Origin of the sequence: Legionella oakridgensis ATCC 33761 = DSM 21215 (genome assembly GCF_000512355.1) — a bacterium.
Taxonomy (GTDB): Bacteria; Pseudomonadota; Gammaproteobacteria; order Legionellales; family Legionellaceae; genus Legionella_A; species Legionella_A oakridgensis.
This window is the reverse complement of record NZ_CP004006.1, coordinates 494,944-521,943: the sequence shown is the minus strand read 5'-3', so window position 1 is coordinate 521,943 and position 27,000 is coordinate 494,944. Positions and strand designations below refer to the sequence as shown.

The window sequence follows — 27,000 nt, the reverse complement described above, 5'->3', positions numbered from 1 at the left end:
TTTTAAACTATAGCACAGAGCAGTAGGCCCCGCGTTGTAAAGAACGGTGAGAGTTTTTAAGCAGTATGTTTACACAGTTTAATATATATTTTTTGCATGCTGGGCATATACTCAGACAGTTGTTGCAAGGCAAAGAGCGTTTTTTGTACTTCTGTTTCCTGCCCTTGTTGCCAATTAAAACTAAGCCATAACAGCCAACTGTGATAGCACAAGGCCCATAAAAGATCGTCTGCCCGAGGCAGTTTTCCTGCCTGCTGTTTATAGCCCATCAGGACAGCCTCAAAACGTTTTCTATTAAATTGTCCTGTAATGAGTCCTGCAGCATTGACAGCCACACCAATTAGCTCAACAAAAGGATGAATGAGGCCTGTACTTTCCCAATCAATCAGAAAAGGAGTATCTTTATTTTGCCATATTACATTAGCAGGATAAATGTCCCGATGACTGGTCACCCAATCCGACAATGCATGCAAACGGTTTTCATTACATTGCTGGATTTTATCATTTAGAAAATCCGTAGTGTTTGCTGTTATCATTTTTATCTCAGGAAAAGGCTTTGCCTGGGTTGTCGGTAATGGCAATTGATGCATGGCCGCTAAGAGAACTCCTAACAAAAAGCTTTGCCTGCCAGTCCAGCTACTTAATGACCGTCCTTTGCAATAAGGAATAAACAAAAGCCTTTCTCTGCAATTTGGGACAAGATACTGATTATTCATCCATTGATGTGCAGGCAGAGTGATGCCAAGCTTATCTGCCACCATAGAAGCAATGATTTCATTAAATTCTATGGCATCGCTAGACAGGGCTCCGAGCCAGCTCCCAGATTTTATTTGTTTACTGATCCAGACACTTTTGTCCTGCAATTTGACAAGCCAGATATTATGAATTCCGGTATGGTTAAGGGGGATGATTGCAATACTCGTTTGGTGAAACAATGTCTTGCAAAGCTTGCTTAACTCATCAGCATTGAAAGAAGTTAAAACGTCATTCATGCATTAACTGTTCAATATAGCGTCGACAGGTCAGTGGTTTATTAAGGTAGGTGATAATTTGCCGGCTGCCGCCTGTGCCGGTAATGACTAAAGAACCATATCGCAGGATGCTGCCAAATATGGATTGTCGAATATCAATGCTTTCAATTTTAGATAAAGGAATATCCATCGTTTGGCGAACCAAAAAACCTGTACATAAAATCACTTGCTTGTTTTTAATAGTCAACGAGGAAAACTGGTAGGTCACCCAAATCATAATCAACCAAGCCAATGCAATAAAGACTAGAAAATAGGGGACAGGATACAAGATAGGGTAATTAATAGCAGCATACACTGCCAAACAAAGCAATGCCAATGGCCAGAAAAAAAGAATCCAATGCAGACGCGCCTGGTATACGATGTTATTATTTGTCATCGATGATCCTTAAATACTCTACTATAAATTTTAGCCACGATTTATATAATATTGCAGGCAGATTAATTTTGCTATTCTAAAGAGAGGAACCAGCATGCGCCGCATCAATTCTTGTTTAAATGCCCAGTTGGAGACCCTATGCCAGCGTGTCATACAATTGGATGAGATGAACAAAATTGTATCTACCTACCTTCCCGAAACATTCCGTGAATACTGCCAGGTCGGAAGTTTCAATAAAGGATGTCTTGTATTATTGGTCAAAAATTCTGCACTAGCATCGCAACTTAGATATAGCTTGCCAGAAATTCGCAATAAATTAAGGACAGAAGCCCATATTTATCAGCTGACTTCCATTAAAATTACAATAGAAGTAGAACAATTTAATGCGCCGCTAAAAAAAACAAATCCACCATTTCTGTCTGATATAGCACGAAATTCAATCGTTACAACTGCAAATCAATGCCACTACACCCCATTGAAAGAAGCTCTTTATCATCTAGCTTCCTGTGGTGGTTCTGATAGGAATGACTAAGCTTCTAATGGTATCAAGCCTGTTTGAATTGAAGGCTGATAATTTTCTATGTCAAAATAAGTGTATTCCCATGCATCCTGACGAGCCATCAATGCTCTAAGCAATTTGTTATTTAACTCATGCCCAGACTTATAACCCTCAAACGCCCCAATCAAGCCTGAGCCCAAGAGATATAAATCGCCAATTGCATCCAGCACTTTATGTTTTACAAACTCATCATCAAAACGCAAACCATCTTCGTTAAGCACGCGATAATCATCAACAACGATGGCATTATCGAGACTACCGCCCTTAGCTAGATCATTTTCTCGTAATTTTTCATAATCAGAAAGAAAACCAAATGTTCTGGCACGGCAAACTTCTTTTACATAGGAGGTTGTAGAAAAATCAAAAATGGCTGATTGTGGTTTATCATTAAAAACCGGATGCTCAAAATCAATCGTAAAGGAAACCTTGTAACCGTTATATGGAAGGAACTGTACATATTTGCCATTTTCTTCAATTCGTATAGGCTTTAAAATACGAATGAAGCGCTTGGCAGCACTTTGCTCGCGGATGCCAGCAGATTGAATTAAGAAAACAAAAGGAGCTGCGCTCCCATCCATGATAGGTATTTCAGGAGCATTAATATCAACGTAGGCATTATCAATGCCTAATCCTGCAAAAGCGGAAAGCAAATGCTCTACTGTAGCAACTTTGACACCTTTATGCTGCAAGGAAGTACATAACATGGTATCACAAACATGTTCATAAGAAGCTGGGATTTCAACAGCCGGCGAAAGGTCTGTACGCCTGAATACAATCCCTGTGTTGATAGGCGCGGGACGTAAGGTTAAAAGCACTTTATCACCCGAATGCAAGCCAACACCCGTTGCTTGAATCACCTTCTTAGGAGTACGTTGTTTTATCATTAAGTGCTCACCCTTAAGCTAACCATTTTTCACGCGTAAAACCCCCGGAATCTTATCAACAATTTATTGATTAGTCTAATTTTTTCACTTCCCCCTGGGCAAAACCATACTTTGATTGCATTATACCTTATTTGTATCATTTTCGCGCAGGCAGAAATCCATCTTGCAAACAATGTCAACTCATCATAAAAATAGGTTCCCGCCTGCGCGGAAATGACAAAATTATAGCCACATCATAAGAGCATTTGTTAATCAAAATGGCATGATATTGCCTTGCCACTCCCCCAATAAGGTTTTCTATAATTAAATGAAAAAACGGCCTACAGGCCGTTTTTACGTTAACCTTCTTCCTGCCGACGCAGAAACGCTGGGATATCCAGATAATCAACATCCGCTACAGCCTCAGTCTCTGGCTTTGCAGCCGAGGCAGCAACAGATTGCTTGCGGATAACTGCAGGTCGGTCAAGTTGTTCGTAATCCAAAGATCCGTCACCTCGTCTCGTTTCCACTAAACGGGCTCTTCCAGCAGCATTTTGCTGAGATTGACGCTGTCTTGCATCACCCAATCCAGTCACAATTACCGTAACACGCATTTCTTCAGTCATCTCTGGGTCAATGACTGTTCCAACAACAACCGTTGCATCATCAGAAATGAACCCTTTGACAACATCGCCTACCTCTTCGAATTCGCCAATGGACATGTCCAAACCAGCAGTGATATTCACTAAAATACCACGCGCTCCGGAGAAATTAACGTCCTCAAGCAATGGTGAAGCAATTGCAGCTTCTGCAGCTTGACGCGCTCGTTGTTCTCCTTTAGCGCTGCCTGTTCCCATCATAGCCATTCCCATTTCCGACATCACGGTACGCACATCGGCGAAATCCACGTTAATCAAACCAGGACGAGTAATCAGATCAGAAATGCCTTTAACTGCACCCAACAAAACATTATTTGCAGCTTTAAAAGCATTTAATAAACTAATATTTTTACCTAATACACTAAGCAATTTGTTATTGGGTATCGTTATTAACGAATCTACATGTTCAGCCAAACGGCGAATGCCTTCCTCGGCGGCCAATGCACGCTGTTTGCCTTCAAAAGAAAATGGCTTGGTAACCACGGCGACCGTGAGAATATTTAACTCTTTCGCCACCTCAGCAAAAACAGGCGCAGCACCGGTGCCCGTTCCACCACCCATCCCTGCGGTAATAAACACCATATCGGCACCTTGCAACACTTCTTTAATTCGATCCCGATCTTCTTCTGCGGCTTCACGCCCAATTTGGGGATTAGCACCAGCGCCTAATCCTTTGGTCAATTGATCGCCTAACTGAATATGTATTTTAGCATTGGAATTTTTAAGTGCCTGAGCATCCGTATTAGCACAGATGAATTCCACGCCATCTATGTTTTCCACAACCATGTGTTCGACGGCGTTGCCACCGCCACCTCCAACACCAACGACTTTGATTACGGCATTGTCTTGCTGGCCTTCCATTAATTCAAACATTACTATACCTCTCGTGGTTCAAGTTGATCCGCTGCCTTATATACTCTGCGCACTTGAGTTTTCGGCTATGTTGCAAATTCGCTCGGCTTCAGTCATGTACTGTGTGTACACTCCTTCGCCTCGTTCATTTGCGCCTTGCCGAAAACCCAATTGCTGTGGGTATATTTTTTAAAAGTTGCCCTGAAACCAATTTTTCATTCGGGTCCATATGCCACTGGCACCATCACTCAGTACAGGGACATTATAACCACCTTCGTATTGTTGTTGGAAGCCATGAAGTAATAAGCCTACGCCCGTTGCCAAAGAGGAATTTGTAGAAGCTTCATTTAATCCGGAAATCTGATGCGCGCACCCATGACGCACAGGCATTTCGAAGCATAATTCAGCCAATTCAATTGCTCCCTTAATATTGGATGCTCCGCCAGTTAACACAATGCCTGCAGCCACTAGATCTTCAAAGCCACTGCGTCTTAATTCATTACGCGCCAAAGCAAATAACTCTTCATAACGTGCAGACACCACATCTGAAAGCACCTTGGCGGAAATTTTACGACCAGGGCGTTCATTGACGCTAAGAACTTCTATCATTTGATTTGCATTGGCAAGTTCGGACATCACGCAACCATAGTTTAACTTGATGGTTTCAGCCGCTTTACTGGGTGTACGCAGGGCCACTGCAATATCATTGGTCACCTGATCGCCAGCAATTGGAATTACTGCGGTATGTTGAATAGCGCCCCCTGAAAAAATGGCAATGTCCGTCGTGCCCCCGCCAATATCAACCAGGCAAACACCTAATTCTTTTTCATCGTCCGTTAATACTGCGTGGCTAGAAGCCAGCTGTTCCAAGATAATATCGTTAACTTCCAACCCACACCGACGCACGCATTTGGCAATATTTTGTGCGGCACTAACTGCTCCTGTAACAATATGGACTCGAGCTTCTAGCCGAACACCCGCCATGCCAACTGGCTCACGAATGCTGCCTTGATTGTCGATAATAAATTCCTGTGGCAGGATGTGGAGAATTTTTTGATCAGCGGGAATAACAACTGCTTTTGCTGCATCAAGAACTCGATCAATATCCGCCTGTGACACTTCCTGATCACGGATAGCAACGATTCCATGTGAATTAAGGCTGCGAATATGGCTGCCTGCTATACCCGTATAAACACTACGCACCTCACAACCCGCCATTAATTCCGCTTCTTGTACTGCACGCTGGATAGAATTTACGGTGGCTTCAATATCGACCACCACGCCCCGTTTTAACCCTCGTGAAGGATGCCGGCCAATTCCAATAATTTCAATTGTTCCATCCGCTGTTACCTCCCCTACTAGAGCAACAACTTTAGATGTTCCAATATCCAAACCAGTGATGATATTTTTTTCCGATTTTTTAGCCATTATCTTCCCGTTTGTTGTTTCCATTGCACCGCCATCCCACGCGCATAACGCAAATCAACACTAGACAGCTGCTCGGGTTTATCCGCAAACAATGCAGGATAGGCACTACAAAAACGTTGCAGGCGCCGCTCCATATCTCGCTTCCCCAAACGCAGCTGCACACCGTTTTCCAAGGAAAGCTCCCAAGCTTGGTTATTACTTAATTGCAATGAAGTAGCCCGTAAGCCATATTTTGATAATATCTTACTCAATTTTTGATAAATTTGTAAGACATCTCGTTGCTGATTCTCAGGGCCAGATAATCGGGGAAGCTCCACACTATTTTGATCAAATTCATGCTGAAATAATTCGCCATCATTTGTTAAAAAAGAATCATTCCATATGGCAACAGGCGTTTTTTCAGTTAATGTAATTTTAAGAGTATCAGGCCAAATTCGTACAACACTCACTTGTTTTGTCCATGCCAATGTACTCAAATCGGTGTGTAATTGTTTGACTGGCAATGAAAAAAAACTGGCATTGAGATATTTGGTCAACACTTCCTCGAGCTGCTTGCGCGTGATGTGTTGATAGGTGGCCACAATTTTAACCGTATTGATTGGAAACCGATGAGCATCTGCCAGGAATAAATAAATCAAGCGTCCCGATAATAATAATGCACAAGCGATGAGTAATCCCAAAAGACACATAAAACGTAATTTTGCCTTATCCCATCCTATCCATTCCATTCATCTATTCCATTTGTGCATATACTATTTGTCGAAATTTATTGATAGTGCGTTACTAATTTCTGACGATTATGATGGTGGACCATGGCAATCTGAATTAATTGATCCATTAATGCAGAATAGGATAAACCACTTGCCTGCCATAATTTAGGGTACATGCTGATAGGGGTAAACCCAGGTAATGTGTTGATTTCATTAAAATAAATTTGTCCATCATCACTGACAAAAAAATCAACTCGTGCCATACCTTTGCATTTAAGTGTGATAAAGACGTCGGCTGCAGTTTGCTGCAGTCGCAATAGCAATGCTTCGTCCAGTTGCGCGGGAACATGTAATTCAGTTTGGTCACTTTCCAGATATTTTGCTGTATAAGAATAAAATCCGTCTACATGATGCACACAGATTTCGCCAGCAATACTTACCTTCGGAGCCATCGTAGGAATAACATTTTCCAACACGGCCAATTCGATTTCCCGTCCTGAAATAAATTCCTCAATAAGAATTTCTTCATCATAACGTCGGGCATCATCAATAGCAGATAATAGTTCATCCATATTTTTTGCTTTATGGATACCCACACTAGAGCCCATTGAACATGGTTTGACAAACAATGGCCAACCTAATTCAGCAGCAATTTGCTGACATAATGATTTCATTTCAGACGCTTGGGAATGCCAGGAAAGCAAGCGATAACGTGCTGATTTTAAGCCATTTTTGCAAGCCAATCGTCTTGCCATATCTTTGTCCATGCCAATTGCGGACGCCAATACACTGCAACCAACAAAAGCAACATTGACCAATTTTAATAATCCTTGCAAGCAACCATCTTCATAAAGCGGTCCATGGACAACTGGGAAAACAACGTCTGCAGCAATCGCAAGACGCCCATCCTTAATCAAGCTGGGTAAAGGTTTGGAGTTTGGAGTCGTAACAGGCAGAGCATGCTTATAAAGCAGGAGCTCTTCGTATTGATTCAAAAAAAACAACCTTCTTTGTCTATCCCAACGGGTATGATGTTATAACGTGATGCATCCAGATTTGCCAACACAGATGCGGCTGAAACCAAGGAAACTTCATGCTCGCCAGACTTACCCCCATAGAGCAATACCAGATTAATAAGATTGGACATTATTCGTCTCCAATGATATGTACTTCGCGGATCAGTTTAATGGCTGTTTGCTCATACACGGTGTTTTGTACAAATTGAATTAACTCTTCAATATCTCTTGCCGATGCGCTGCCCTGATGATTAATAATAAAATTGGCGTGTTTTTCCGAAACCACAGCACCACCAAGGCGCTTACCCTTCAAACCACAGGATTCGATTAATTTTGCAGCATAATGATTCGGCGGATTTCTAAATACTGAACCACAATTATACTCACTCGTTGGTTGAGTTGCAGCGCGCCTCGCCAATAATTCTTTAATAATCTGCATGGATTTCTCTTTATCACCTGAAGGTAACCGACACGTAGCAGAAATAAACCATTCTTCTTCTGCTAATCCGGAAACAGAACGATAAGAAAAATCAAATTCATGCGCCTGGCGACGGCGTATTTTACCATCTCGCATCATGGTTTCAACTTCAATGACTAATGGCCATGTTTCTCCATTAAAGCAGCCAGCGTTCATACGTAACGCACCGCCCATGGTTCCGGGAATCCCTGCCCAAAACTCGCCACCAGTGAGATTATTTCGCGCGCAGAACCTAGCCATTTTTGCGCATGAAACACCGGCTTCTACATACACCGTATTGGCGTCCATTAAGCTAATTTCATTCAAGCAGTTTTGGGTCAAAATCACCGTACCGCGAAATCCCTTATCCTTGATGAGCGTATTACTGCCTAACCCCAACCAAAGTAAAGGTTCATCCGCAGGCACGGTCGCAAGAAAAGAAGATAGATCGGCAATACCAGCAGGTTTATACAATTTTGCTGCCTTGCCGCCAACTCGCCAGGTCGTATAATCGGCAAGGGACTCATTTAATAGCAACTGGCCTTGAGAAAGCACTGTTTCTTTGGTTGCTAATTCAGATCCGTTCATGCTGTTTCTCGCAGTTTTTGCATCAGATTTAAAGCCATTTGCCCAATATTCCCAGCACCCTGCATTAAAATCACATCGTCATCGACAATTATACCATCCAAAACTTGCTCAAGATTTTGTTCATTGACCAACGTCACTTTAGGGAAGTGATTGCGTATTTCTTTTGCCAATAGTTCACTGCTTACTCCTGGAATTACGGCTTCCCCAGCAGAATAAATATCAAATAAGAGCAGTTCATCCGCGAGACTTAATGAGGCTACAAATCGGTCAAAAAGCGATTGAGTCCGACTGTAACGATGAGGTTGAAACACATGAATCAAACGTTTATTCGGCCAAACCGAACGAAACGCTTCAATGGTAGAAAGAATTTCTTGTGGATGATGACCATAATCATCTATAACCAAGGCCGTTCCTCGTGTGAAGCGTCGCTCTCCCAACATTTGAAAACGTCGGCCAACCCCTTGAAATTGAAATAACCCTCGTCGAATGGATTCATCATCCACCCCAAGTTCGGTTGCAATCGCTATCGATGCCAAAGCATTTAATACATTATGACGGCCAGGCCACTTAAATTGGATCGACAATGGTTTATAAGGAGATGGACGATGAACAACAAATTCGCTCAACAACCCACTTTGCTTCCAATCAACAGCACGATAATGCGCTCCCTCACAAAAACCATATGTTCTGGTTGGACGTTGAATCGCTGGCAATATGCGCCGTACTTCCTCATCCTCAATACAAAGTACTGCTAAACCATAAAAGGGTAAGTGATGTAAAAACTTAATAAAAGTCTTACGCAAATTCTCAAAATCATTCCCATAGGTACCCATATGATCTGCATCAATATTGGTCACAACAGCCATGGTTGGTTTTAAAAATAAAAATGAAGCATCACTTTCATCTGCTTCGGCAACAAAATAGGCGGATTTTCCTAATTGTGCGTTTGTTCCACGGCTGTTTAGCTTACCCCCAATAACAAAACTCGGATCAAAACCGCCTTCGGCCAAAAGACTGCTAACCAAGCTGGTGGTTGTCGTTTTACCATGTGTCCCAGCAATTGCAATGCCTTGGCGAAAACGCATTAATTCAGCAAGCATCATGGCACGCGGAATAACAGGTATCATTTGCTCTTGAGCCGCAATAATCTCAGGATTATTATCATCAACTGCGGTTGAGCGCACCACAACATCCGCACCAATAATATTTTCTACGCGATGGCCTATGTGAATGATAATACCCAGTGCTCTTAAATGTTGGACAACACGTGTTTCACCTAGGTCTGAGCCAGTGATGTGATAACCTTCATTATGCAATACTTCTGCAATACCGCACATGCCGGCCCCACCAATGCCTATAAAATGTATATGCTCTACTCTCCCCATCCTTGGAGATTGAAAATGTTCGTTGTTATTCACCGCATTCCCCCTATTAATAAGCCACGAGTTCGATAGTTAACGTCATTCCTTGACAAGCTTTATTATAACAGTGTCTACGACCGCAATCCTAAGAATTGCCAGCGATTCTCATGATCAATCCGCAGCAATAATGCTGCGACACAAATACACACCATCATGCTGGCTCCCCCATAGCTCATTAGTGGCAATGTCAACCCCTTGGTGGGAAGCAACCCGGCATTGACTCCCATATTAATTGCCGCCTGAAATCCCAGCCAAAATGTAATACCATAAGCCGTGTAAGCAGCAAAAAACCGTCCGAGAGAATAGGCATTGAATCCTATCATAAACCCTCTAAACACTAATATACTATATAAAATTAAAACCAGCAGAATCCCAACTAGCCCCAACTCCTCTGCCAATACTGCAAATAAAAAATCCGTGTGTGCTTCTGGTAAATAAAATAATTTTTGCACACTATCCCCTAATCCTACTCCAAACCAGCCACCACGTCCAAATGCAATTAATGATTGCGTCAATTGATAGCCCGTATTGAATTGATCAGCCCAAGGGTCAAGAAATGCTGTCACTCGTGACAATCGATAAGGAGATGATATGGCAAGCGCAGCCAGACAACCACCTACGATTAACAATAAACCGATATAATACCGAAATTTAACTCCCGTCAAAAACAGCATGGCCATCGTAGTGACAGAAATAACCACCGTTGCTCCAAAATCTGGCTCTAACAGCAGCAAAAAAGAAAATACGCCAAGAATGATCATGGGTTTTATAAAACCGATGATGCTTTGATTAACAAGTTGATGTTGGCGTACCAAGTAACCTGATAAATAAAAAATCATGGTCACTTTGGCAAGCTCCGAGACTTGGATACCAATAGGCCCGAAAGCAAGCCATCGTCGACTGCCATTCACCATACGACCTATGCCAGGGATTAATACAATGATTAAAAGAAACAAGCACCCCAGAAGAATTGGGACGCTATACTTTTCCCAAACGCTGCTGTCGGTACGTATAATCACCAGGGCCACTAACACGCCAATAAAAAGATAAGCAACTTGTCGAAGCAGGAAGTGAAATGGTTGATGATAATATTTTGTCGAAATCATGACTGAACTGGAAGATACCATCATAAGCCCAATAATAATCAGGCCTACAATCGCCAAGATTAACCATTTGTCATAAAGAGCCATTGGCTTATGGGTTGGCTTTCCGCGTTGATTCAGATGACGGGGGCGCATTGTGCTCACAATGCATTTACCGCCGCAATAAAATCATCGCCTCGATGATTGAAATCGCGAAACATATCAAAACTGGCACAAGCAGGCGAGAGTAACACTACATCACCTTGCTTCGCATGAGATTTGGCCACATGAATCGCATCATCAAGAGAAGAAGCATGGAATATCGGCGCAATGCCACTTAGAGCTTTTTCTATTTTAGGAGCATCCTCACCAATCAACACCACGGTACGAACATAATCCGCCACTGGCTGGCGCAGGTCGGAAAAATCAGCTCCTTTTCCCTGACCACCAGCTATCAATACAATTCGACCTTCTATCGAGTCACCAATCCCTGCAATGGATGAAATCGTAGCCCCCACATTGGTTCCTTTGGAATCATTTACCCAGTCCACTCCATCTATGGTTCTCACCCATTGGCTACGGTGAGGCAATCCCGCAAAACGTTGCAAAACCTCCGTCATAAAACTCGGTTCAATGCCTGCTGCATCAGCCAAGGCACAAGCTGCAATGGCGTTCAGCCAGTTATGCTTTCCTCTGATATGCAAAACATCGACGGGTAACAAACATTCCTGGCCATGAGCAATATAATTGATGCCATTTTTATTAATGAGACCCCAATGATCACCTTCAGGAGCATCTAATCCATAGCTGACAAGCCGTCGTCCACCCAGACTTGCATCGGGGAAAGTCTGCTGGTCTTTGCGATTGTACAATAAAATTTCTGCCTTTCTATATATCCGCTGTTTTGCCTTGGCATAAGCCTCAAGCGTATGATGTCTGTCTAAATGATCAGGGGTGATATTCAAAATAGTCGCAGCCAAGGGCGCAAGAGAATAGGTCAAATCCAGTTGAAAGCTGGATAGTTCCAGCACCCATAAGTCATAACGAACACCGACATCCAGTATATCAAGCACCGGCAAACCAATATTTCCGGCAACAGCAACTGATAAACCGGAAGCCTTTGCCATTTCACCCACCAACGTCGTTACTGTTGATTTACCATTAGTCCCCGTAATAGCAATGATTGGAGCATCCACTTCACGTGCAAGACAATCAATGTCACCAAAAACAGGAATTCCCATTTCTAAAGCATCTTGAAAAATAGGTTCATCGAGCGAAACTCCCGGACTACTAATGATTCCGGACAATTGGCTATATAAAGACTTGGGAAATTGGCCCAAAAATACATCAACGCCTGGAAATTCATTACGAAATTCATCCACACCGGCAAGATTCGCACGAGTATCAAAAGCGACAAAAGGCAGATTCCTGCGACTTAAATAGCGGGCAATGGAATAACCAGTTTTTCCTAAACCTGCGACCAAATGAAGCGATGATTGCATATCCACCTCTAAATGCATATTGCAGCTCGCGGGACCACCGAACTATTTCCCGCACCGTAAATCTTTATCGGGTTTGCCTAGAATGAATACTTCAATGCGCATCACAGCAAAACCTCAAGGAAACTTAGCGAAGTTTTAACGTCGCCAAGCCACACAATACAAAAATAACCGTCATAATCCAAAAACGCACAATCACTTTTGGTTCGGACCATCCTTTCAGTTCAAAATGATGATGTAAAGGAGCCATGCGAAATAATCGCTTTCCTCCTGAATATTTAAAATATCCTACTTGTAAAATAACCGATAGCGTTTCAATGACAAATAACCCTCCCATAATCAGCAAGACTAGTTCCTGCCGAATAACAATAGCAACAATACCCAGTGCAGCCCCTAAGGACAATGAGCCAACATCTCCCATAAAAACTTGTGCAGGATACGTGTTATACCAGAGAAACCCCAACCCTGCGCCCACGATCGCGGAGCAAAAAATAGTTAATTCCCCCGTGTTGGGAACAAAAGGGATGGCAAGATAATGAGCATAAACCGCATTGCTTGCTGCATAAGCAAACACACCTAATGCTCCCCCGACCATAACAATTGGCATAATTGCCAGCCCATCCAAACCATCGGTTAAATTCACAGCATTACTACTGCCTACAATCACAAAATAAGCAAAAATTGGAAAAAGCGGTCCAAGATTGATTAACCAGTTTTTAAAAAAAGGAATTGTCAATTGCGTATGAATAGGCATACTGGCATTAAAATACAGATAAAAAACAGCAATCAGTGCAATGACAGATTGCCAAAAATATTTCCAGCGACCCGGTAACCCCTTACTGTTTTTCAATACCACTTTGCGATAATCATCTACCCATCCCACAAGCCCAACACTGAGAGTTACTAATAATACTAACCATAAGCTTGCCTGGTGCAAGTCACCCCATAGCAATGTACTAACCGTAATAGCTAATAAAATCAGCACTCCGCCCATCGTTGGCGTTCCGGCTTTCGCCAAGTGCGTTTTCGGTCCATCGTCCCGAACCATTTGACCAATTTGCAATCCTTGCAACCAACGAATAGTCATCGGACCACAAAAAAGCCCAACCAACAATGCCGTTAAAGCAGCCAAAATGGAGCGAAATGTTAAATATTGAAACACTCTGAACGCATGGTACTGTCCTTGTAAAAGTTGCGTTATCCAATATAGCATTTAAACATACCTCGTCTTAATTATTATGAATGAGCTATCGACTCACTTAAATCAATTGATGCACAACCTTTTCCATAGCCGCCGATCGAGACCCTTTTACTAACACCGTCGTGTTTGAATCCAACTGATTTAATAACTCGTCTACCAGTCTTTCTTGATTATCATAGTGTTTTCCATGTGAACCAAAGGCCTGGGATGTATATTGGCTATGATGCCCACAAGTCATGATGGCATCAATTCCAAGACGACGCGCCACCATCCCTATTTCCTCATGATGAGCTTTAGTCCACTCGCCCAATTCGCCCATATCTCCTAGAATCAGAATACGCCGGCCTTTATATTTTGCAAGCACAGTAAGTCCCGCCAACACAGAGCGCAGATTGGCATTATAAGTATCATCAATAATGACGGAATTATTTTTACCAGTACGATAAGTCATTCGACCTGATACCCCGGAAAACTGATTTAGTCCCGAAACAATCTCGGCTAAACGAATACCCAGCGCATACGTGCAAGTGGCTGCTGCCAAGGCATTATTCACATTATGAGCACCAGGCACTTTTAACTGGATTTCAGCCTCATCATCAGGTACCACTAATATAAAACGAGCACACTCCCTCTCATTATAATGAATATCGCGAGCATGAATTGCCGCGGGCTTAACCATAGAAAAACGTAAAATACGCTTATCAGCTAACAGGGCATCCCAATAATGAGCAAACGAATCATCCTCATTAATAACCGCCACTCCACCTGGAGCAAGGCCTTGATGGATTTCACCTTTGGCATCAGCTACCCCTTCGATAGAACCAAACCCCTGAATATGAGCTGGAGCTATATTATTGATCAGTGTCACTTGCGGCTGCACAATTGCCACGGTATGAGCAATTTCTCCAGGATGATTTGCCCCCAACTCAAATACAGCATAGCGATGCTCCGCCTGAAGCTTTAATACACTCAGAGGCACGCCAATGTGATTGTTCAAATTTCCCAAGGTCGCGTGTGATGGTTTAGGTAGGATTGCCGCAATCATTTCTTTGACGGTTGTTTTCCCGTTACTGCCTGTTAAAGCAATCACACCACAGGGGCATTGTTGGCGATGGTAAGTTGCTATGATTGCCAACGCTTGTATTGTATCTTCAACAACCAATTGTGGTACCTTGACCGCCGGTGATCTAGTCATACATAGTACCGCAGCAGCACCTCGTGCAACCGCCTCTGAAATAAAATTATGCCCATCAAACCGTTCGCCACGTATGGCAACAAACAAATTTCCAGGTTCCACGGTCCGGCTATCAATACAAACTCCGGTTAAATGGATATCCTGATTATCAGGGATGTTCAGCAAAGATGACATTTCAGCTAAATTCATATTCATAGCCATTTTATAAATAAATTATGAGAAAGCATGGTATACTCTTCGTACTTGAGATTTCGGCGTTATTGCAAACTCATTCGTCATCAGTCATGTACTGCTTGTACACTTCCTCAACTCATTCATTTGCGCCCAGCTGAAATCTCAATTGCTGTGAGTATACCCGCCCTATTTTATTGCAATATTCGTCATTAACCATTCAACGATTTGTTCCTGATTCCTATCCTCCGTCAAAATACGTATGACTTTATTACGACTTTCTTTACCTATTTGAATCAAAATATCTTTTTGCTGCACACGCAAGCGCTTAGCCAAGTATTTTATAAGCATTTTATTTGCCTTTCCCTCACATGCAGCGGCTTGTAAGGACAATAACAACTGCTGCCCTGACGATTCAATAGATATCTGGTTTTCTTTACTTCCCGGTTTAACTTTAATCTGTAAAGTTACATAGTGAGGATATACTTTAAGCCAAGGCGGTTTGTTCACATTCCTCACCAAGATTTAAATAACGGTAATAACGTTGAAGGCTGGTGTCTGAGAAAGGTTGACGTTTATCATCAAGCAAATGAGTGTCCAATCCTTCGCTTAATTGCTTTGCCGTATCCAACATAATGGAGAACCGTTCACGATCAACAACCGGATTACCTGAGGCCTGCATAAAAATACAAAGCCCGCGCACGCTAAATGCCCCGATATTTTGCAAATCAAAAACTCCAGTTTTTGTAGCCGCAGCGAGACTACACAGCACTGGCCCCTGGCCATTAGGATGCTGATGGCGATGAAAGAGATGCCCTTCACCAAAACGCAATCCTGCCGAAAGTACGGTCTGTAACAATTCATAACCGGCTAATTGTCGATTTTCCTTTGCCAGCAAAAACATCATGATAGACGAGGGCGCATCAACGGCTTTTACCGGCGCTGCTTTTGGTTCTGTACTCGCAGGTTTTATACTCGCAGGTTTTATACTCGCGGGTTTTATGTTAGAGGGTTCTATCGGTTCCTCACGAATTACTCTACGTACTGCAATAATATCGTCTTGTTGTTTATCATGAACGGTTGTATCCGGCGCTCCAACGGATGGCTGTCGATATGCGACCTTTGCATTGGTTCGCCTTGCCTTCATCATACGAGCGATCGCGATAAATACCCCAATTAATAACAGGACATTAAGAATTAAACTCCAATTTGCCTGCATCATTAACTCCTATTCATAGACAAGGCTTGCTCCACATCCACCGCAACGATTCGAGATACCCCTGGCTCGCGCATCGTTACCCCAATCAAATGTTCAGCCAATTCCATAGTATTCTTGTTATGGGTAATAAATAAAAATTGAATCCATTGGGACATTTCCTTTACCAATTCACAAAAACGCCGCACATTTACATCATCCAGTGGCGCATCCACTTCGTCAAGCATGCAAAATGGTGCCGGGTTCAATTGAAAAATAGCAAATATCAATGCCACCGCTGTCATTGCCTTTTCACCACCAGATAGCATATGAATCGTACTGTTACGTTTCCCGGGTGGTTGTGCCATAATTAAAATGCCCGCTTCTAAAAGATTATCACATGTCCATTGTAATGTGGCACGTCCGCCGCCAAAAAGTCGAGGGAAAAGTGATTGAAATGATGCATTAATTTGCTCGAAGGTTTCTTGAAGACGTTGTTGTGTTTCTTTATCCATTTTAGCAATTGCCAGTTCAAGCGTTGTTAAAGCTTCCATCAAATCCTGATGCTGCTTATCCAAATAGAGCTTGCGTTGCAATTCTGTTTCATATTCCTCAATGGCAATAAGATTAACCGCCCCTAAACGACTGATTTTATCACTGACTTCTAATAAATCCCTTTCGCGCTCTTCCAATGTCAGATTAACTGGCAAATTATTCAGCAAATCCTCAGGTTGTGTGTTTAATTCCGATAAAGATTCTATCATATTATCTGCGTGGATACTCAATGCCTGCTCTTGCATTTGTTGGTGCTGAATAGTTTCCTGAATTGTTTTTATTTGCTGTTCCAAGTTCCTGCCAAACTGGGCAAGGTGGTTGTTTTTGACTTGCAATTCTTCTACCTTTTGTCGGCGTTTGCTTAATTGCTCATCAAATTCGTGATGCCGCAGGACAGTCTGCTCAAGCAATCGTTTGTGGTCATCGCCCGCAGAATCCATCTCCAGGCAACGAGCCGACAGTGATTCTAATCGTTGTTGCAAAGTATCAATACGCAGAACTTCGCGTTGCAAATTTTCGTGAACTTGCTGTATTTTTATTTTTTCTTTTCATGATGCATTTCAGTTTCATGCAAAGCGCTCTTTATTTTTTCTACTTCTTGCCGACACTCAAAAAAACCGTCCTCCCATTGTTTTTTTCAACCTCTAATTGTTTTTTCTGTTGTTCATAATGAGTAGAATCTTGTGTAGCTATTTGCCATTTATATTCGGATTGAGATTGTTCTTCTGTGAGTGTAATAATAAGATTTTCTAATTCTTCAATGTCTTCTGTTAAAATTCTGGTGCGAAGTAAAGCTTGTTCCATCGATTGCTGATTTTTATGAATTGCTGCATCACAAAGTTGTAATTCATGTCTCTTTTCAGAGATAAGCTGTTTTAAATGTTCTTCTATTGCTTGGCCATCTTTTAATTGTGTATGCATCGCACCATGCTTATCCTGCAATTGCTTTAAATTTAATTGTGCAGTCGTCAAAGTTTGACTTACCTCATCAAGCAATTGCTTCCTTTTAAGCAATCCTTCTTGATTTTCTTTTGTAAAATTCGTGCTTCTTACCCATCCGACTCCAAGCCAGTAACCATCAGCCGTAACAACGGACTGACTGGAATTTAAAGAGGGCAGCCATTGTAAAGCCTCTTCCAAAGTCTCTGCGGCAAACACATGCTCCAGCAAATTATGCCAACAGGGAATTGCACCTTCAACCATATCAGCCAATCGCGGATATGGTGTTTTATTCTTACTTTTCTCAGCCTCAACAACAAATATGGAAGAAGTACCATGCAAACCAGGAGCTAGCGTTTGTAAAAAAGCCGTAGAATCCAGCAATATCGCATGCATTCCATCTCCCAATACCAACTCACAAGCACGGGACCATTTATCACTCACCTTCATGGCATCCACGAGGCGTAATGCATTTTTCCATTGTGGGTGTGCAAAAGATTCATTGATCGTTTGCAATGCCGAGTGTTGTGCCGCTTGTAAAGCGGCTTGCTCCATCGTTAAGGATTGTACCGTATTTGCGAGCTGCCGAAGCTGCTGTTCAATTTCAGCAATTTGCTGTCGTAAGACGGTATTTTTGCCGGTTGTTTTTTGATATTCATCGATGAGGCTTTCCTGTTCTTTAAGCAAATCAGCCTGTTCGGTCTGTTTTACTAACAACGCGTCTTTCAGTGCTTTGATATCAAAAAAAGACAATTCGTCTTTTACCTTTTCTAGTCGTAATAACGCTTGCTGACGACGTTGCTCTATGTGCTGCAAATGCACCTTTTCAATGTCTACTTTCTTTTGCGCCGTGACATACTCGGTATTCACCTGATGCCATTGAGCATTCCAACGCTTTTCCTCGTGCTGCTTTTGCGTTAATACGGTCTGATTTTCAGCAAATGCCGCCTGCAGCGTATGCAATTGTTTTTCCAGAACATGTAAAGACTCTGTGTCTGTTTGTAATAATTCCCTGTCTTGTTTTTGTTGTTCTATAGCCAGCTGGCAATCTGATTCCATTTGTTTTTTCTCTTCCAATAATCGCTGCTTTTCACGTTGCCGCTGCTGGATGAATTCTTCAAGACGAGCAATTTCAAGATTCAATTGATAGACTTGCATTTGAAGGTTCTGCAACTCGTCACTGCCCTCATGTAGGGTTTCCTGAGTCAATAATTCTTCTTTCCTTAGCTCACTCAGTTTGCTTTGATGCTGCTCAAGCTGCAGTATAATTTGCTGCATTTCCTCACGAATTTTTGTCCGTTCATGATTCAATGCGCGCCATTTCATTGCAAAAATTTCCGCTTTGTATAAACGTTCTTTTTCTTTTAATAACTTAAAACTTTCCGCCATTTTTGCCTGCCGTTCCAAGCGGCTAAGCTGCTTACTCAACTCTTCGCATATATCTGCTACACGCTCCAGATTTTCGCGGGTATGAGTGATTCGTTGCAGAGTTTCTCGTCGACGCTCCTTATACTTAGAGACGCCGGCGGCTTCCTCCAAATAAACTCTTAATTCTTCAGGACGGGCTTCAATCAAGCTCGTAATCATATTTTGACCAATAATGGCATAACCACGGGCTCCCGCCCCGGTTCCTAAGAAAATATCATTGATATCCTTACGACGGCAGCGGATGCCATTAAGATAATACGAGGAATCACCATCACGAGTGACCACCCGTTTAACTGCAATTTCCTGATAACTACCATATTGTCCAGTCAAACGGCCCAAACTATTATCAAAAATCAATTCAACCGATGCTTGTCCAATTGGCTTGCGGTGAGAGGAGCCATTAAAAATAACATCTGTCATTGACTCCCCACGAAGACTTTTTGCCGAACTTTCCCCCATAACCCAACGCACTGCATCGATAATATTTGATTTTCCGCAACCATTCGGCCCAACGATAGCCACCAGCTGGCTGGGGAATGGAATGACCGTGGGTTCAACAAACGACTTAAAGCCTGCCAATTTTAATTGCTTAAGATGCATGACAGCATGCCTGGGATAAAATGATTTTGATTGTAACCTACATTAAGCCATGGCCCAAGAAGCGAAACTACTTTGATTGTGAATCTTGCGTATACGGAACCTTTTCAAGTAATTTTTCAATAAAGTTAAGACTGCGTTCATAATCTTCCTCTAAAGAAAACAGCTCATCTTCAAGCTGTTCATATTTTTCCTCCAACAAAGAATTGTCTCTTACTTTATCCAGTTTAGTTTTTAGTGCATGCAATTCTTCATGCAATTCTTCAATGATAAGCGTTTTATCGGCTAATATTTTAGTTAAAATTTGCTTTTCACGCCGTACCTTGGCCATTCTTAACCATTGCAAAAAAATCATAATTGCTAATATCACAATCATGGGAAAAAACCAAAGTGGCCAGGCATGAAAGAAAAAATGAAAGCCTGGATAGGAGCGTTGCACAGGTAACCCGTATTGGTCATATCCACCCAGATAATGAGTCAAGAGATATGCCTCCCAAAAATAATATCCTACCGCGGCACCTATCACGCCTAGGGTAATCAATAAAATGATGGGGATACTAGAGCGTGTATTATCCATCAATGACTCTAAGAAAGTAGTCCTACTTGCTAATTTAATTCAAAACGCAGGAAAATAAAAATGCTAAAACACATTAAAGAAGTTATTATGACTAGAAATTTTTTTATGTTTAGCCATGCTATTTCTTTTTTATATTGAATAAGAAATACGTCATTAGGAGTTGAGGTGTATCAAGAAATAGAAATCAGCAAAACCATGCGTTCCATTGCAGAAAAAGGATTGCGCTTATTGGCTAGTATTCAGGAACAGCCTACGCAATTACCTATGTTTATGGAAAAATTCATGGAATTATCAGGCGATTTCCAAGCTATGCTTGCAGCTCTATTAAAAAATCCTGAAAAACTGTGGCAAATGCAAATTGCTTATTGGCAAGATGCCTTAGGTCTCTTGCAAGAGCAGCTTAAATACTGGTTGGAAGGCAAAGCCATGCCAATAGAAGACAAGCGCTTTCTAAGTGAAGAATGGGTCAATAATCCCTTTTTTAATTTATTAAGCCAACAGTATCTACTGGCAAATGAACATCTGAATTCCTTGTTGGAACATCTTGATTATGGAGATAAACGCCTGGCTAAACGTGTGCAATTTTTTGCTCGCCAATACCTGGATGCCTTGTCACCCGACAATTTTTTGCAGACCAACCCGCAAATCATCGCCGAGACCATTCAAAGTCACGGTAAAAATTTATTATATGGACTGGACAATTTCCTTACGGATATTGAAGCCGGATCAGCGCGGCTCATCATGAAAATGACGGATATGGAAGCATTCAAGGTTGGAGTCAATCTAGCCATCACACCCGGAAAAGTTATTTTTCGAAACGAGCTGATGGAATTGATTCAATATACCCCGCAAACCCAAAAAGTAAAATCAGTGCCTTTATTGATTATCCCACCATGGATAAATAAATATTATATTTTGGATTTAAGCCCTCAAAATTCCTTGATTCGTTGGCTAGTCAGCCAAGGTATTACTGTTTTTGTTATTTCTTGGATTAACCCTAATAGCAACTATGCAAATAAAGGATTGTATGAATACTTGAATGAAGGCCCCATGACGGCGATTCAAATCATTCAGGAGCAGCTGCAGGTAAAACAAGTGAATGCACTTGGATTTTGCATAGGAGGAACCTTACTGGCCCTTTTATTAGCCTATTATAAAGCGCATAAGCAAACGCCAGTACGTTCGGCCACGTTCCTTGCAGCCATGATAGATTTTAGTGATCCTGGCGATATCTCCGTGTTTATTGATGAAAATCAGATTGCTAAATTGGAAGAAAAAATGAATGCCAAAGGCTATCTGGAAGGCCACTTTATGGCCAGTGCTTTTAATTCGCTGCGAGCCACTGATCTAATCTGGTCCTTTTTTATTAAGCACTATCTTCGTGGCCAAACACCGGTACCCTTTGATATCTTGTATTGGAACGCTGACTCTACCAACATGCCGGCTAAAATGCATTCGCAATATTTACGCTGGATGTACTTACATAACGACTTGATAAAGCCAGGTAAAATTCATCTGAATCATACGCCATTAGATGTCAGCAAGATCAATATACCCACTTTTTTTATTTCCACAAAGAAAGATCATATCGCTCCCTGGAAGACCACCTATATAGGATTTCAAACCATGCAGGGAAAGAAAAATTTTCTCCTGGGCGGTTCTGGCCATATTGCTGGAATCATTATTCCACCTGGTAGTGAGAAATATGGTTTTTACCGCAACAACAGTGTTGCAGCAACAGCTGAAGATTGGCTGGCAAATGCCAGCCACCATCCAGGTTCATGGTGGCCTGAATGGCTGGAATGGTTAAAAAAAGAATCCGGACGTCTGATTAATGCCCCTGATATAACGCAGCTGCCATATAAACCGTTAATGGATGCTCCAGGCAGTTATGTTTACATGAACTCAAAAACAACAGAAGATGCTAAAGCCTCGTCGACTCCTGCCTAAGGTAGAATAAAAGGAAAAACTCAAATCCATATTCTGCGACCTAGGGACATTTTTGTTTAATCGAGACAAAAAGCGGGATTCAAACGGCGAAAAATCATTTTTAACAAAGAATAAACCTGGTGCAAAATATGGTTAAAGCCTGGCCAACACGACCAGGCTTATATATGGATTAAACGGGGGCAGCTACTGCTCGGTGGACTTCAGAAAGAGCAGGGCCTGCGCGCACGACATCAATGACTTTCTGAACGTCATCGCGATATTTCTGAATTTCAGCAGTATTGACACCCGCTGCAATTAACGCATCACACACTCGTTGTGAATTTTCCAAGTACGCCAACACATCGTCCTTATCAAAATCACCATCACCATCGACATCGCCAATTTCTTCCAATTTTGTGGGAACTTTAATTTTTGCAAGGGTATCCGCCACCCCGCTGCTTGCCTCGGCAATGGTATTAATTCGTCTTAATACATCCAATGTCCCTTTGGTATCGATACCCGCAGCTTCCAGTGCTTGCACATACATCTGTGCCGTTTTGGCAACACTGCCTAAAAGATTGATTGCTTCGCCAATCGTCTTGAATACTTCCGAAGCAGTTACTTTTCCATCCCTATTCCGGTCAAAAAATCCTGAACAGCAATTTCCCATGTTAATATCCTTATAGTAGTAAATAATGCCTCCTGACTATATCACTGGGAATTTTAAATGTTAACTACCTCTTATCAAATAAAAAATCCCCGAAAAACCGGGGATATAGAATAGATAAAAGTGATTGCCTACATCATCCCTCACAGGCATTATTTTTTTGCTTCCGCTTTTTCTGATTTGCTTTTGCTTTCTTGCAAAAGAGAAAGCATTGCTTTTTCCATAATCTGAAATGATTTTTGCATGTAATCTAATGCTTTGTGCCCATTGGCAACCGCCAGTTCAATTTGCTTTTCCAGCAATTCTTCAGGCTTTTTAACATTTGCAAATTCATCAGGCTTCAAATAGGTAAAACCTTGTAAGGTTTTTACATTTAATTCTGCCATTGCTTGAAATGGTTCTTGAGCTTTTTTGGCCATATCTGATAATTTTTCAAAATACTCTTGATTCATCATGCTCTCCAATTTATGTTGCACTGCACAATTAAATTGTAGTTATTAACAATATAAGTTGTCAATACATGTCATCAATTTTTTTTGCAATGCAGCAATATTACTAAATTTTATTTATTTTTGAAAAAATGCTGCCATTGGCTAAAAAAACTTTGCATCTGCTTATTCCATGCATCCGTCGCTTGTTGATAATCTTGTAAATAGGGATTCGCTTGCATTTGTTTATCCATAAACTCCATCATTTGCTCCAACATACCCTTCAACGTTTTATTCATGGGATGATGAGCCAGACCTATTAATTGGCGAAGTATTTCTGAAGATAAAAATTGACTTGATCCTGCTTCCATTTCTACCAGAATTTGCATCAATGTCCCATTGGTAATATCTTTACCTGTTTCTACCTCTTCCACCCGAAAAGGCAAACCGTCTACAACATAACGCTGCAAATCATCAATGGTAATATATTGGCTTTTTTCTGTGTCATACAAACGGCGATTTTTATATTTTTTAATTAATCTGGTCATAAAATTTCCCATTAATGAACAGAGCAGACTTACAAGGTTGATATCAAGCCTCTGATGTCTGCTTCAGGCTAATACATATGCAAACCACCATTAATACTTAAATTCGCTCCAGTAATATAGCTACTTCTATCATCGATAAGAAATTCAACCGCCCATGCAATTTCTTCCGGCTTCGCCAAACGCTTCGCCGGAATTTGCTCAATGATTTTTTCTAAAATGTCCTCACGAATCCCTTCCATTAAATGGGTATCCACATAGCCAGGAGATATACTATTCACAGTAATATTTTTTGACATCAATTCCTGAGCCAAACTCTTGGTAAATCCATAAATCCCTGCTTTGGATGCCGCATAGTTTGCTTGTGAAAATTGCCCTTTTTGAGCATTCACAGAAGATATATTTACAATTCGCCCACTTTCCTGCGCCCGCATAGGTTCCACCACTTGTCGAGTGACATTAAACATACCATCTAGATTGACGCGCAATACAGCATCCCACTGTTGTTTGGTCATTTTATGAAAAACAGCATCACGAGTAATGCCCGCATTATTGATGAGCACATCGATACGACCGAATTCATCCACCAATGCAGCAATGACTTTCTGACAAGCATCAAAATCCGTCACATCCATTTGTCGATAAAGCACATGTTGATACCCTTGTTTCTTTAAATCCGTCAGCCATTCAGCATGCTCATCAGGTTCGGCAATATCCAAAGCGATGACTTTGCCATATAAGCCATTTAACCGTTTGGCAATGGCTGTTCCTATATCTCCGCTACCTCCAGTAATTAATGCCACCTTTTCATTCATTCTTTTATCCAACCTAATATTATGCACCGTTTCTTCTACAAGAAATCAGCAAGTATCTCCTGCCACAAAAATACCAGCGGCTCACATATACTGACCACCATTCACATCAAGATTGGCGCCTGTAATAAACCCTGCTTCTGTAGAAGCTAAAAAAGCAACTGCTTCTGCAATTTCTTCAGGTCTTCCTAAACGACCAACAGGAATATCAGAAATAATCGACTTCAATACATCTTCTTTCATCGAAGCAAGCATGGGCGTTTCAATATAGCCCGGAGAAATGGTATTGACCGTAATACCCTTAGTTGCAACTTCCTGGGCCAGGCTTTTGGTAAAACCATATAAAGCAGATTTGGTTGCCGCATAATTACACTGACCAAACTGACCTTTGCGGCCATTAATCGAGGAAATATTAATAACGCGGCCATATCCATGTTCAAGCATCGCGGGCAATACATTTCTGGTCATATTAAAAACGCTGGTCAAATTGGCATCAAGCACTTGATGCCATTGTTCAGGTTTCATTTTTTTAAGGGTAGTATCGCAAGTAATGCCTGCATTATTGACCAAAACATCAATATGACCATAACGTTCCATGACCAAAGCAACCAGTTTTTCACAATCAGCAAAATCAGCAATATTGGCGTATAAAATGTCCAAATCATAACCGGCTTTTTTTGTGCTGCCTGCCATCGCTTTGCCTCTTCATGGTTACCATCTTTAAAATAACAAGCAATCACATGATAATCGGCAGCCAGCCGTCGGCATATTGCCGTCCCGATTCCGCCTGTACCCCCAGTCACTATCGCAATTTTTTGCTTCATCCATGTCTCCCTTAATGGCAAATGCAGATAGTATACTACAGATCAAAAGCCTGAATATGTCAAATTAGGGAAATAGCAAGATGAAAAGGATATTTTAAGAAAATATAAAAAGATAAAGGAATAAAACACGTCAATCAATTGCTCTGCAGATGGTGTAAGCTATCTGCAGAGCAATATAATCAGGCAGCAACTGGCTTAGGAACATAGCCTTTTAATTGTTGAGCGAATTGACGCAACACTTCAAGTCCAGACTCTTCTGCCTGCTTGCACCATTGCTGCAACGATTCAATCAAGTCTTTTTGTGAAGTTGCCGTTTTTAACCAAATGTTTTGCAGTGACTGACGATAACTGTATACAAGACGCAACCGCTCATATCGATTCAGCAGAGCCTGAAGCCGGCTACTAGCGCGTGGGGACAATAACTTTTCTTGACGCCGCAACAGGCTACCCGCGCGTAAAAAAAGCCGCTTATCGCCTTTGTTTTCTACATGATTGCGCTTTTCCTGGCGAAGAATTGGACGCACAACATGCTTATAATAATAAGACATCACTTGAAAACGATTGGATATAACCGCTTTCACCGTGTCCAAATCAACATGCCGCTTGCCTTCCTCTCTCGCTAATTTGGGCGGTAATTTTTTAACCTTGGCAAGTCCTAAAAAAGACAAAGTACGGATATAAAACCATCCTAAATCAAACTCCCACCATTTAACGGAAAATTTCGCAGAGGAAGCGAACGTGTGGTGATTGTTATGCAATTCTTCACCACCGATCCAAAATCCCCAAGGAAAAACATTTGTCGCAGCATCTGGGCATTCAAAATTACGATATCCCCAAAAATGACCTACCCCATTCACAACGCCTGCAGCCCATAAGGGAATCCATATCATTTGCAATGCCCAAATGGTAATACCAGGAATGCCAAATAAAAATAAGTCAATGAGCAACATCAATAAAATTCCCTTGGCAGAGTGACGGGAATAGAGTTTGCGCTCGATCCAGTCTGTTGGGGTACCATGAGAATATTTTTCAATCATTTCCCGGTCTTTTGCAGCCTCTCGATAAAGTTCAGCGCCTTGCCAAAATACTTTTTTTAAGCCAAGTACTATAGGACTATGGGGATCACCTTCAACATCCGTCGTAGCATGATGCTTACGATGAATAGCAACCCATTCAGCAGTGACCATACCTGTGGTTAACCAGAGCCAAAAACGGAAAAAATGGCTCACAATTGGATGCAACGTTAACGCTCGATGAGTTTGATATCGATGCAAATAAATCGTAACCGATGCAATAGTGATTTGCGTCAGTATGACAGTAGCCAATACATAACCCCAAAATGAAAGATTTAAGACACCAAAAAGCATAGGTTTACTCCTCAGGTGGATAACCAGAT

The 27,000-nt window shown here is 41.7% G+C and carries 22 protein-coding genes and 3 pseudogenes; 2 read left to right on the top strand and 23 right to left on the bottom strand.

Annotation, left to right across the window (positions count from 1 at the left end; all coding sequences use genetic code 11):
• Positions 1-56: 56 nt before the first annotated feature.
• A complete protein-coding gene (locus LOA_RS02600; RefSeq protein WP_025385018.1) occupies positions 57-992 on the bottom strand; it encodes a phosphotransferase in 936 nt (311 codons plus the stop codon).
• Entirely contained in the window at positions 985-1,407 is a 423-nt protein-coding gene (locus LOA_RS02595; protein WP_025385017.1) for a PH domain-containing protein, read from the bottom strand. Before LOA_RS02595 ends, LOA_RS02600 begins: the two co-directional genes overlap by 8 nt.
• Before the next feature lie 94 nt (positions 1,408-1,501).
• On the opposite strand from LOA_RS02595, the gene LOA_RS02590 reads away from it, so the two are divergent.
• A complete protein-coding gene (locus tag LOA_RS02590; protein ID WP_025385016.1) occupies positions 1,502-1,939 on the top strand; it encodes a DciA family protein in 438 nt (145 codons plus the stop codon).
• Here the strand turns inward: LOA_RS02590 and lpxC are convergent.
• The 15 genes and pseudogenes from lpxC to LOA_RS02515 all read right to left on the bottom strand — a co-directional run bounded on the left by lpxC (position 1,936) and on the right by LOA_RS02515 (position 20,399).
• On the bottom strand, positions 1,936-2,850 hold the full coding sequence (gene lpxC, locus LOA_RS02585) for a UDP-3-O-acyl-N-acetylglucosamine deacetylase (protein ID WP_025385015.1): 915 nt from the start codon (positions 2,848-2,850) through the stop codon (positions 1,936-1,938). The genes LOA_RS02590 and lpxC overlap by 4 nt on opposite strands.
• Positions 2,851-3,188: 338 nt before the next feature.
• Positions 3,189-4,361, bottom strand: a complete 1,173-nt coding sequence (gene ftsZ, locus LOA_RS02580; RefSeq protein ID WP_025385014.1) for a cell division protein FtsZ — start codon at positions 4,359-4,361, stop codon at positions 3,189-3,191.
• Positions 4,362-4,529: 168 nt separating this feature from the next.
• The gene (ftsA, locus tag LOA_RS02575; RefSeq protein WP_025385013.1) at positions 4,530-5,768 is read right to left on the bottom strand and encodes a cell division protein FtsA; all 1,239 of its coding nucleotides are present in this window, start codon (positions 5,766-5,768) and stop codon (positions 4,530-4,532) included.
• Entirely contained in the window at positions 5,768-6,496 is a 729-nt protein-coding gene (locus tag LOA_RS02570) for a cell division protein FtsQ/DivIB (protein WP_035893082.1), read from the bottom strand. Before LOA_RS02570 ends, ftsA begins: the two co-directional genes overlap by 1 nt.
• A 38-nt stretch (positions 6,497-6,534) precedes the next feature.
• Positions 6,535-7,625, bottom strand: a pseudogene (locus LOA_RS02565) (D-alanine--D-alanine ligase family protein).
• A complete protein-coding gene (gene murB, locus LOA_RS02560; protein ID WP_025385012.1) occupies positions 7,625-8,539 on the bottom strand; it encodes a UDP-N-acetylmuramate dehydrogenase in 915 nt (304 codons plus the stop codon). The pseudogene LOA_RS02565 and the gene murB overlap by 1 nt, the downstream one beginning before the upstream one ends.
• Positions 8,536-9,957 carry a UDP-N-acetylmuramate--L-alanine ligase gene (murC, locus tag LOA_RS02555; protein WP_025385011.1) on the bottom strand — a complete coding sequence of 474 codons (1,422 nt, stop codon included), beginning with the start codon at positions 9,955-9,957 and terminating at the stop codon, positions 8,536-8,538. Before murC ends, murB begins: the two co-directional genes overlap by 4 nt.
• Before the next feature lie 74 nt (positions 9,958-10,031).
• Complete coding sequence (gene ftsW / locus LOA_RS02550) at positions 10,032-11,198, bottom strand: putative lipid II flippase FtsW (RefSeq protein WP_035893080.1); 1,167 nt, start codon at positions 11,196-11,198, stop codon at positions 10,032-10,034.
• Between the two features lie 5 nt (positions 11,199-11,203).
• Positions 11,204-12,544 carry a UDP-N-acetylmuramoyl-L-alanine--D-glutamate ligase gene (murD, locus tag LOA_RS02545; protein WP_025385010.1) on the bottom strand — a complete coding sequence of 447 codons (1,341 nt, stop codon included), beginning with the start codon at positions 12,542-12,544 and terminating at the stop codon, positions 11,204-11,206.
• Between the two features lie 124 nt (positions 12,545-12,668).
• On the bottom strand, positions 12,669-13,754 hold the full coding sequence (gene mraY / locus LOA_RS02540; protein ID WP_025385009.1) for a phospho-N-acetylmuramoyl-pentapeptide-transferase: 1,086 nt from the start codon (positions 13,752-13,754) through the stop codon (positions 12,669-12,671).
• A gap of 46 nt (positions 13,755-13,800) precedes the next feature.
• Entirely contained in the window at positions 13,801-15,126 is a 1,326-nt protein-coding gene (locus LOA_RS02535) for a UDP-N-acetylmuramoyl-tripeptide--D-alanyl-D-alanine ligase (RefSeq protein WP_025385008.1), read from the bottom strand.
• 171 nt (positions 15,127-15,297) lie between these two features.
• Positions 15,298-15,618, bottom strand: coding sequence for a DUF167 domain-containing protein (locus tag LOA_RS02530; protein ID WP_025385007.1), 321 nt, complete (start codon positions 15,616-15,618; stop codon positions 15,298-15,300).
• The gene (locus LOA_RS02525; protein WP_025385006.1) at positions 15,596-16,327 is read right to left on the bottom strand and encodes a cell division protein ZipA C-terminal FtsZ-binding domain-containing protein; all 732 of its coding nucleotides are present in this window, start codon (positions 16,325-16,327) and stop codon (positions 15,596-15,598) included. The genes LOA_RS02530 and LOA_RS02525 overlap by 23 nt, the downstream gene beginning before the upstream one ends.
• A gap of 2 nt (positions 16,328-16,329) precedes the next feature.
• Positions 16,330-19,825: pseudogene (gene smc, locus LOA_RS02520) on the bottom strand (chromosome segregation protein SMC).
• A 67-nt stretch (positions 19,826-19,892) separates the two neighbouring features.
• On the bottom strand, positions 19,893-20,399 hold the full coding sequence (locus LOA_RS02515) for a V-type ATP synthase subunit E family protein (RefSeq protein WP_025385005.1): 507 nt from the start codon (positions 20,397-20,399) through the stop codon (positions 19,893-19,895).
• A gap of 195 nt (positions 20,400-20,594) precedes the next feature.
• Here LOA_RS02515 and LOA_RS02510 point away from each other — a divergent pair, with 195 nt between their 5' ends.
• Complete coding sequence (locus LOA_RS02510; RefSeq protein WP_042239124.1) at positions 20,595-22,349, top strand: PHA/PHB synthase family protein; 1,755 nt, start codon at positions 20,595-20,597, stop codon at positions 22,347-22,349.
• A gap of 169 nt (positions 22,350-22,518) precedes the next feature.
• Here the strand turns inward: LOA_RS02510 and LOA_RS02505 are convergent, their stop codons facing one another.
• From LOA_RS02505 to LOA_RS02480, 6 genes and pseudogenes are all read right to left on the bottom strand, one after another.
• A complete protein-coding gene (locus LOA_RS02505; protein WP_025385003.1) occupies positions 22,519-22,998 on the bottom strand; it encodes a hypothetical protein in 480 nt (159 codons plus the stop codon).
• Between the two features lie 149 nt (positions 22,999-23,147).
• Positions 23,148-23,447 (bottom strand): phasin family protein, encoded by a 300-nt coding sequence (locus tag LOA_RS02500; protein ID WP_025385002.1) that lies wholly within the window; start codon positions 23,445-23,447, stop codon positions 23,148-23,150.
• Between the two features lie 110 nt (positions 23,448-23,557).
• Positions 23,558-23,971 (bottom strand): polyhydroxyalkanoate synthesis regulator DNA-binding domain-containing protein, encoded by a 414-nt coding sequence (locus LOA_RS02495; protein ID WP_025385001.1) that lies wholly within the window; start codon positions 23,969-23,971, stop codon positions 23,558-23,560.
• Between the two features lie 68 nt (positions 23,972-24,039).
• Positions 24,040-24,783, bottom strand: a complete 744-nt coding sequence (gene phbB, locus LOA_RS02490; RefSeq protein ID WP_025385000.1) for an acetoacetyl-CoA reductase — start codon at positions 24,781-24,783, stop codon at positions 24,040-24,042.
• Between the two features lie 81 nt (positions 24,784-24,864).
• A pseudogene (gene phbB / locus LOA_RS02485) lies at positions 24,865-25,604 on the bottom strand (acetoacetyl-CoA reductase).
• Positions 25,605-25,783: 179 nt separating this feature from the next.
• Complete coding sequence (locus LOA_RS02480; RefSeq protein WP_025384999.1) at positions 25,784-26,971, bottom strand: DesA family fatty acid desaturase; 1,188 nt, start codon at positions 26,969-26,971, stop codon at positions 25,784-25,786.
• Positions 26,972-27,000: the final 29 nt, after the last annotated feature.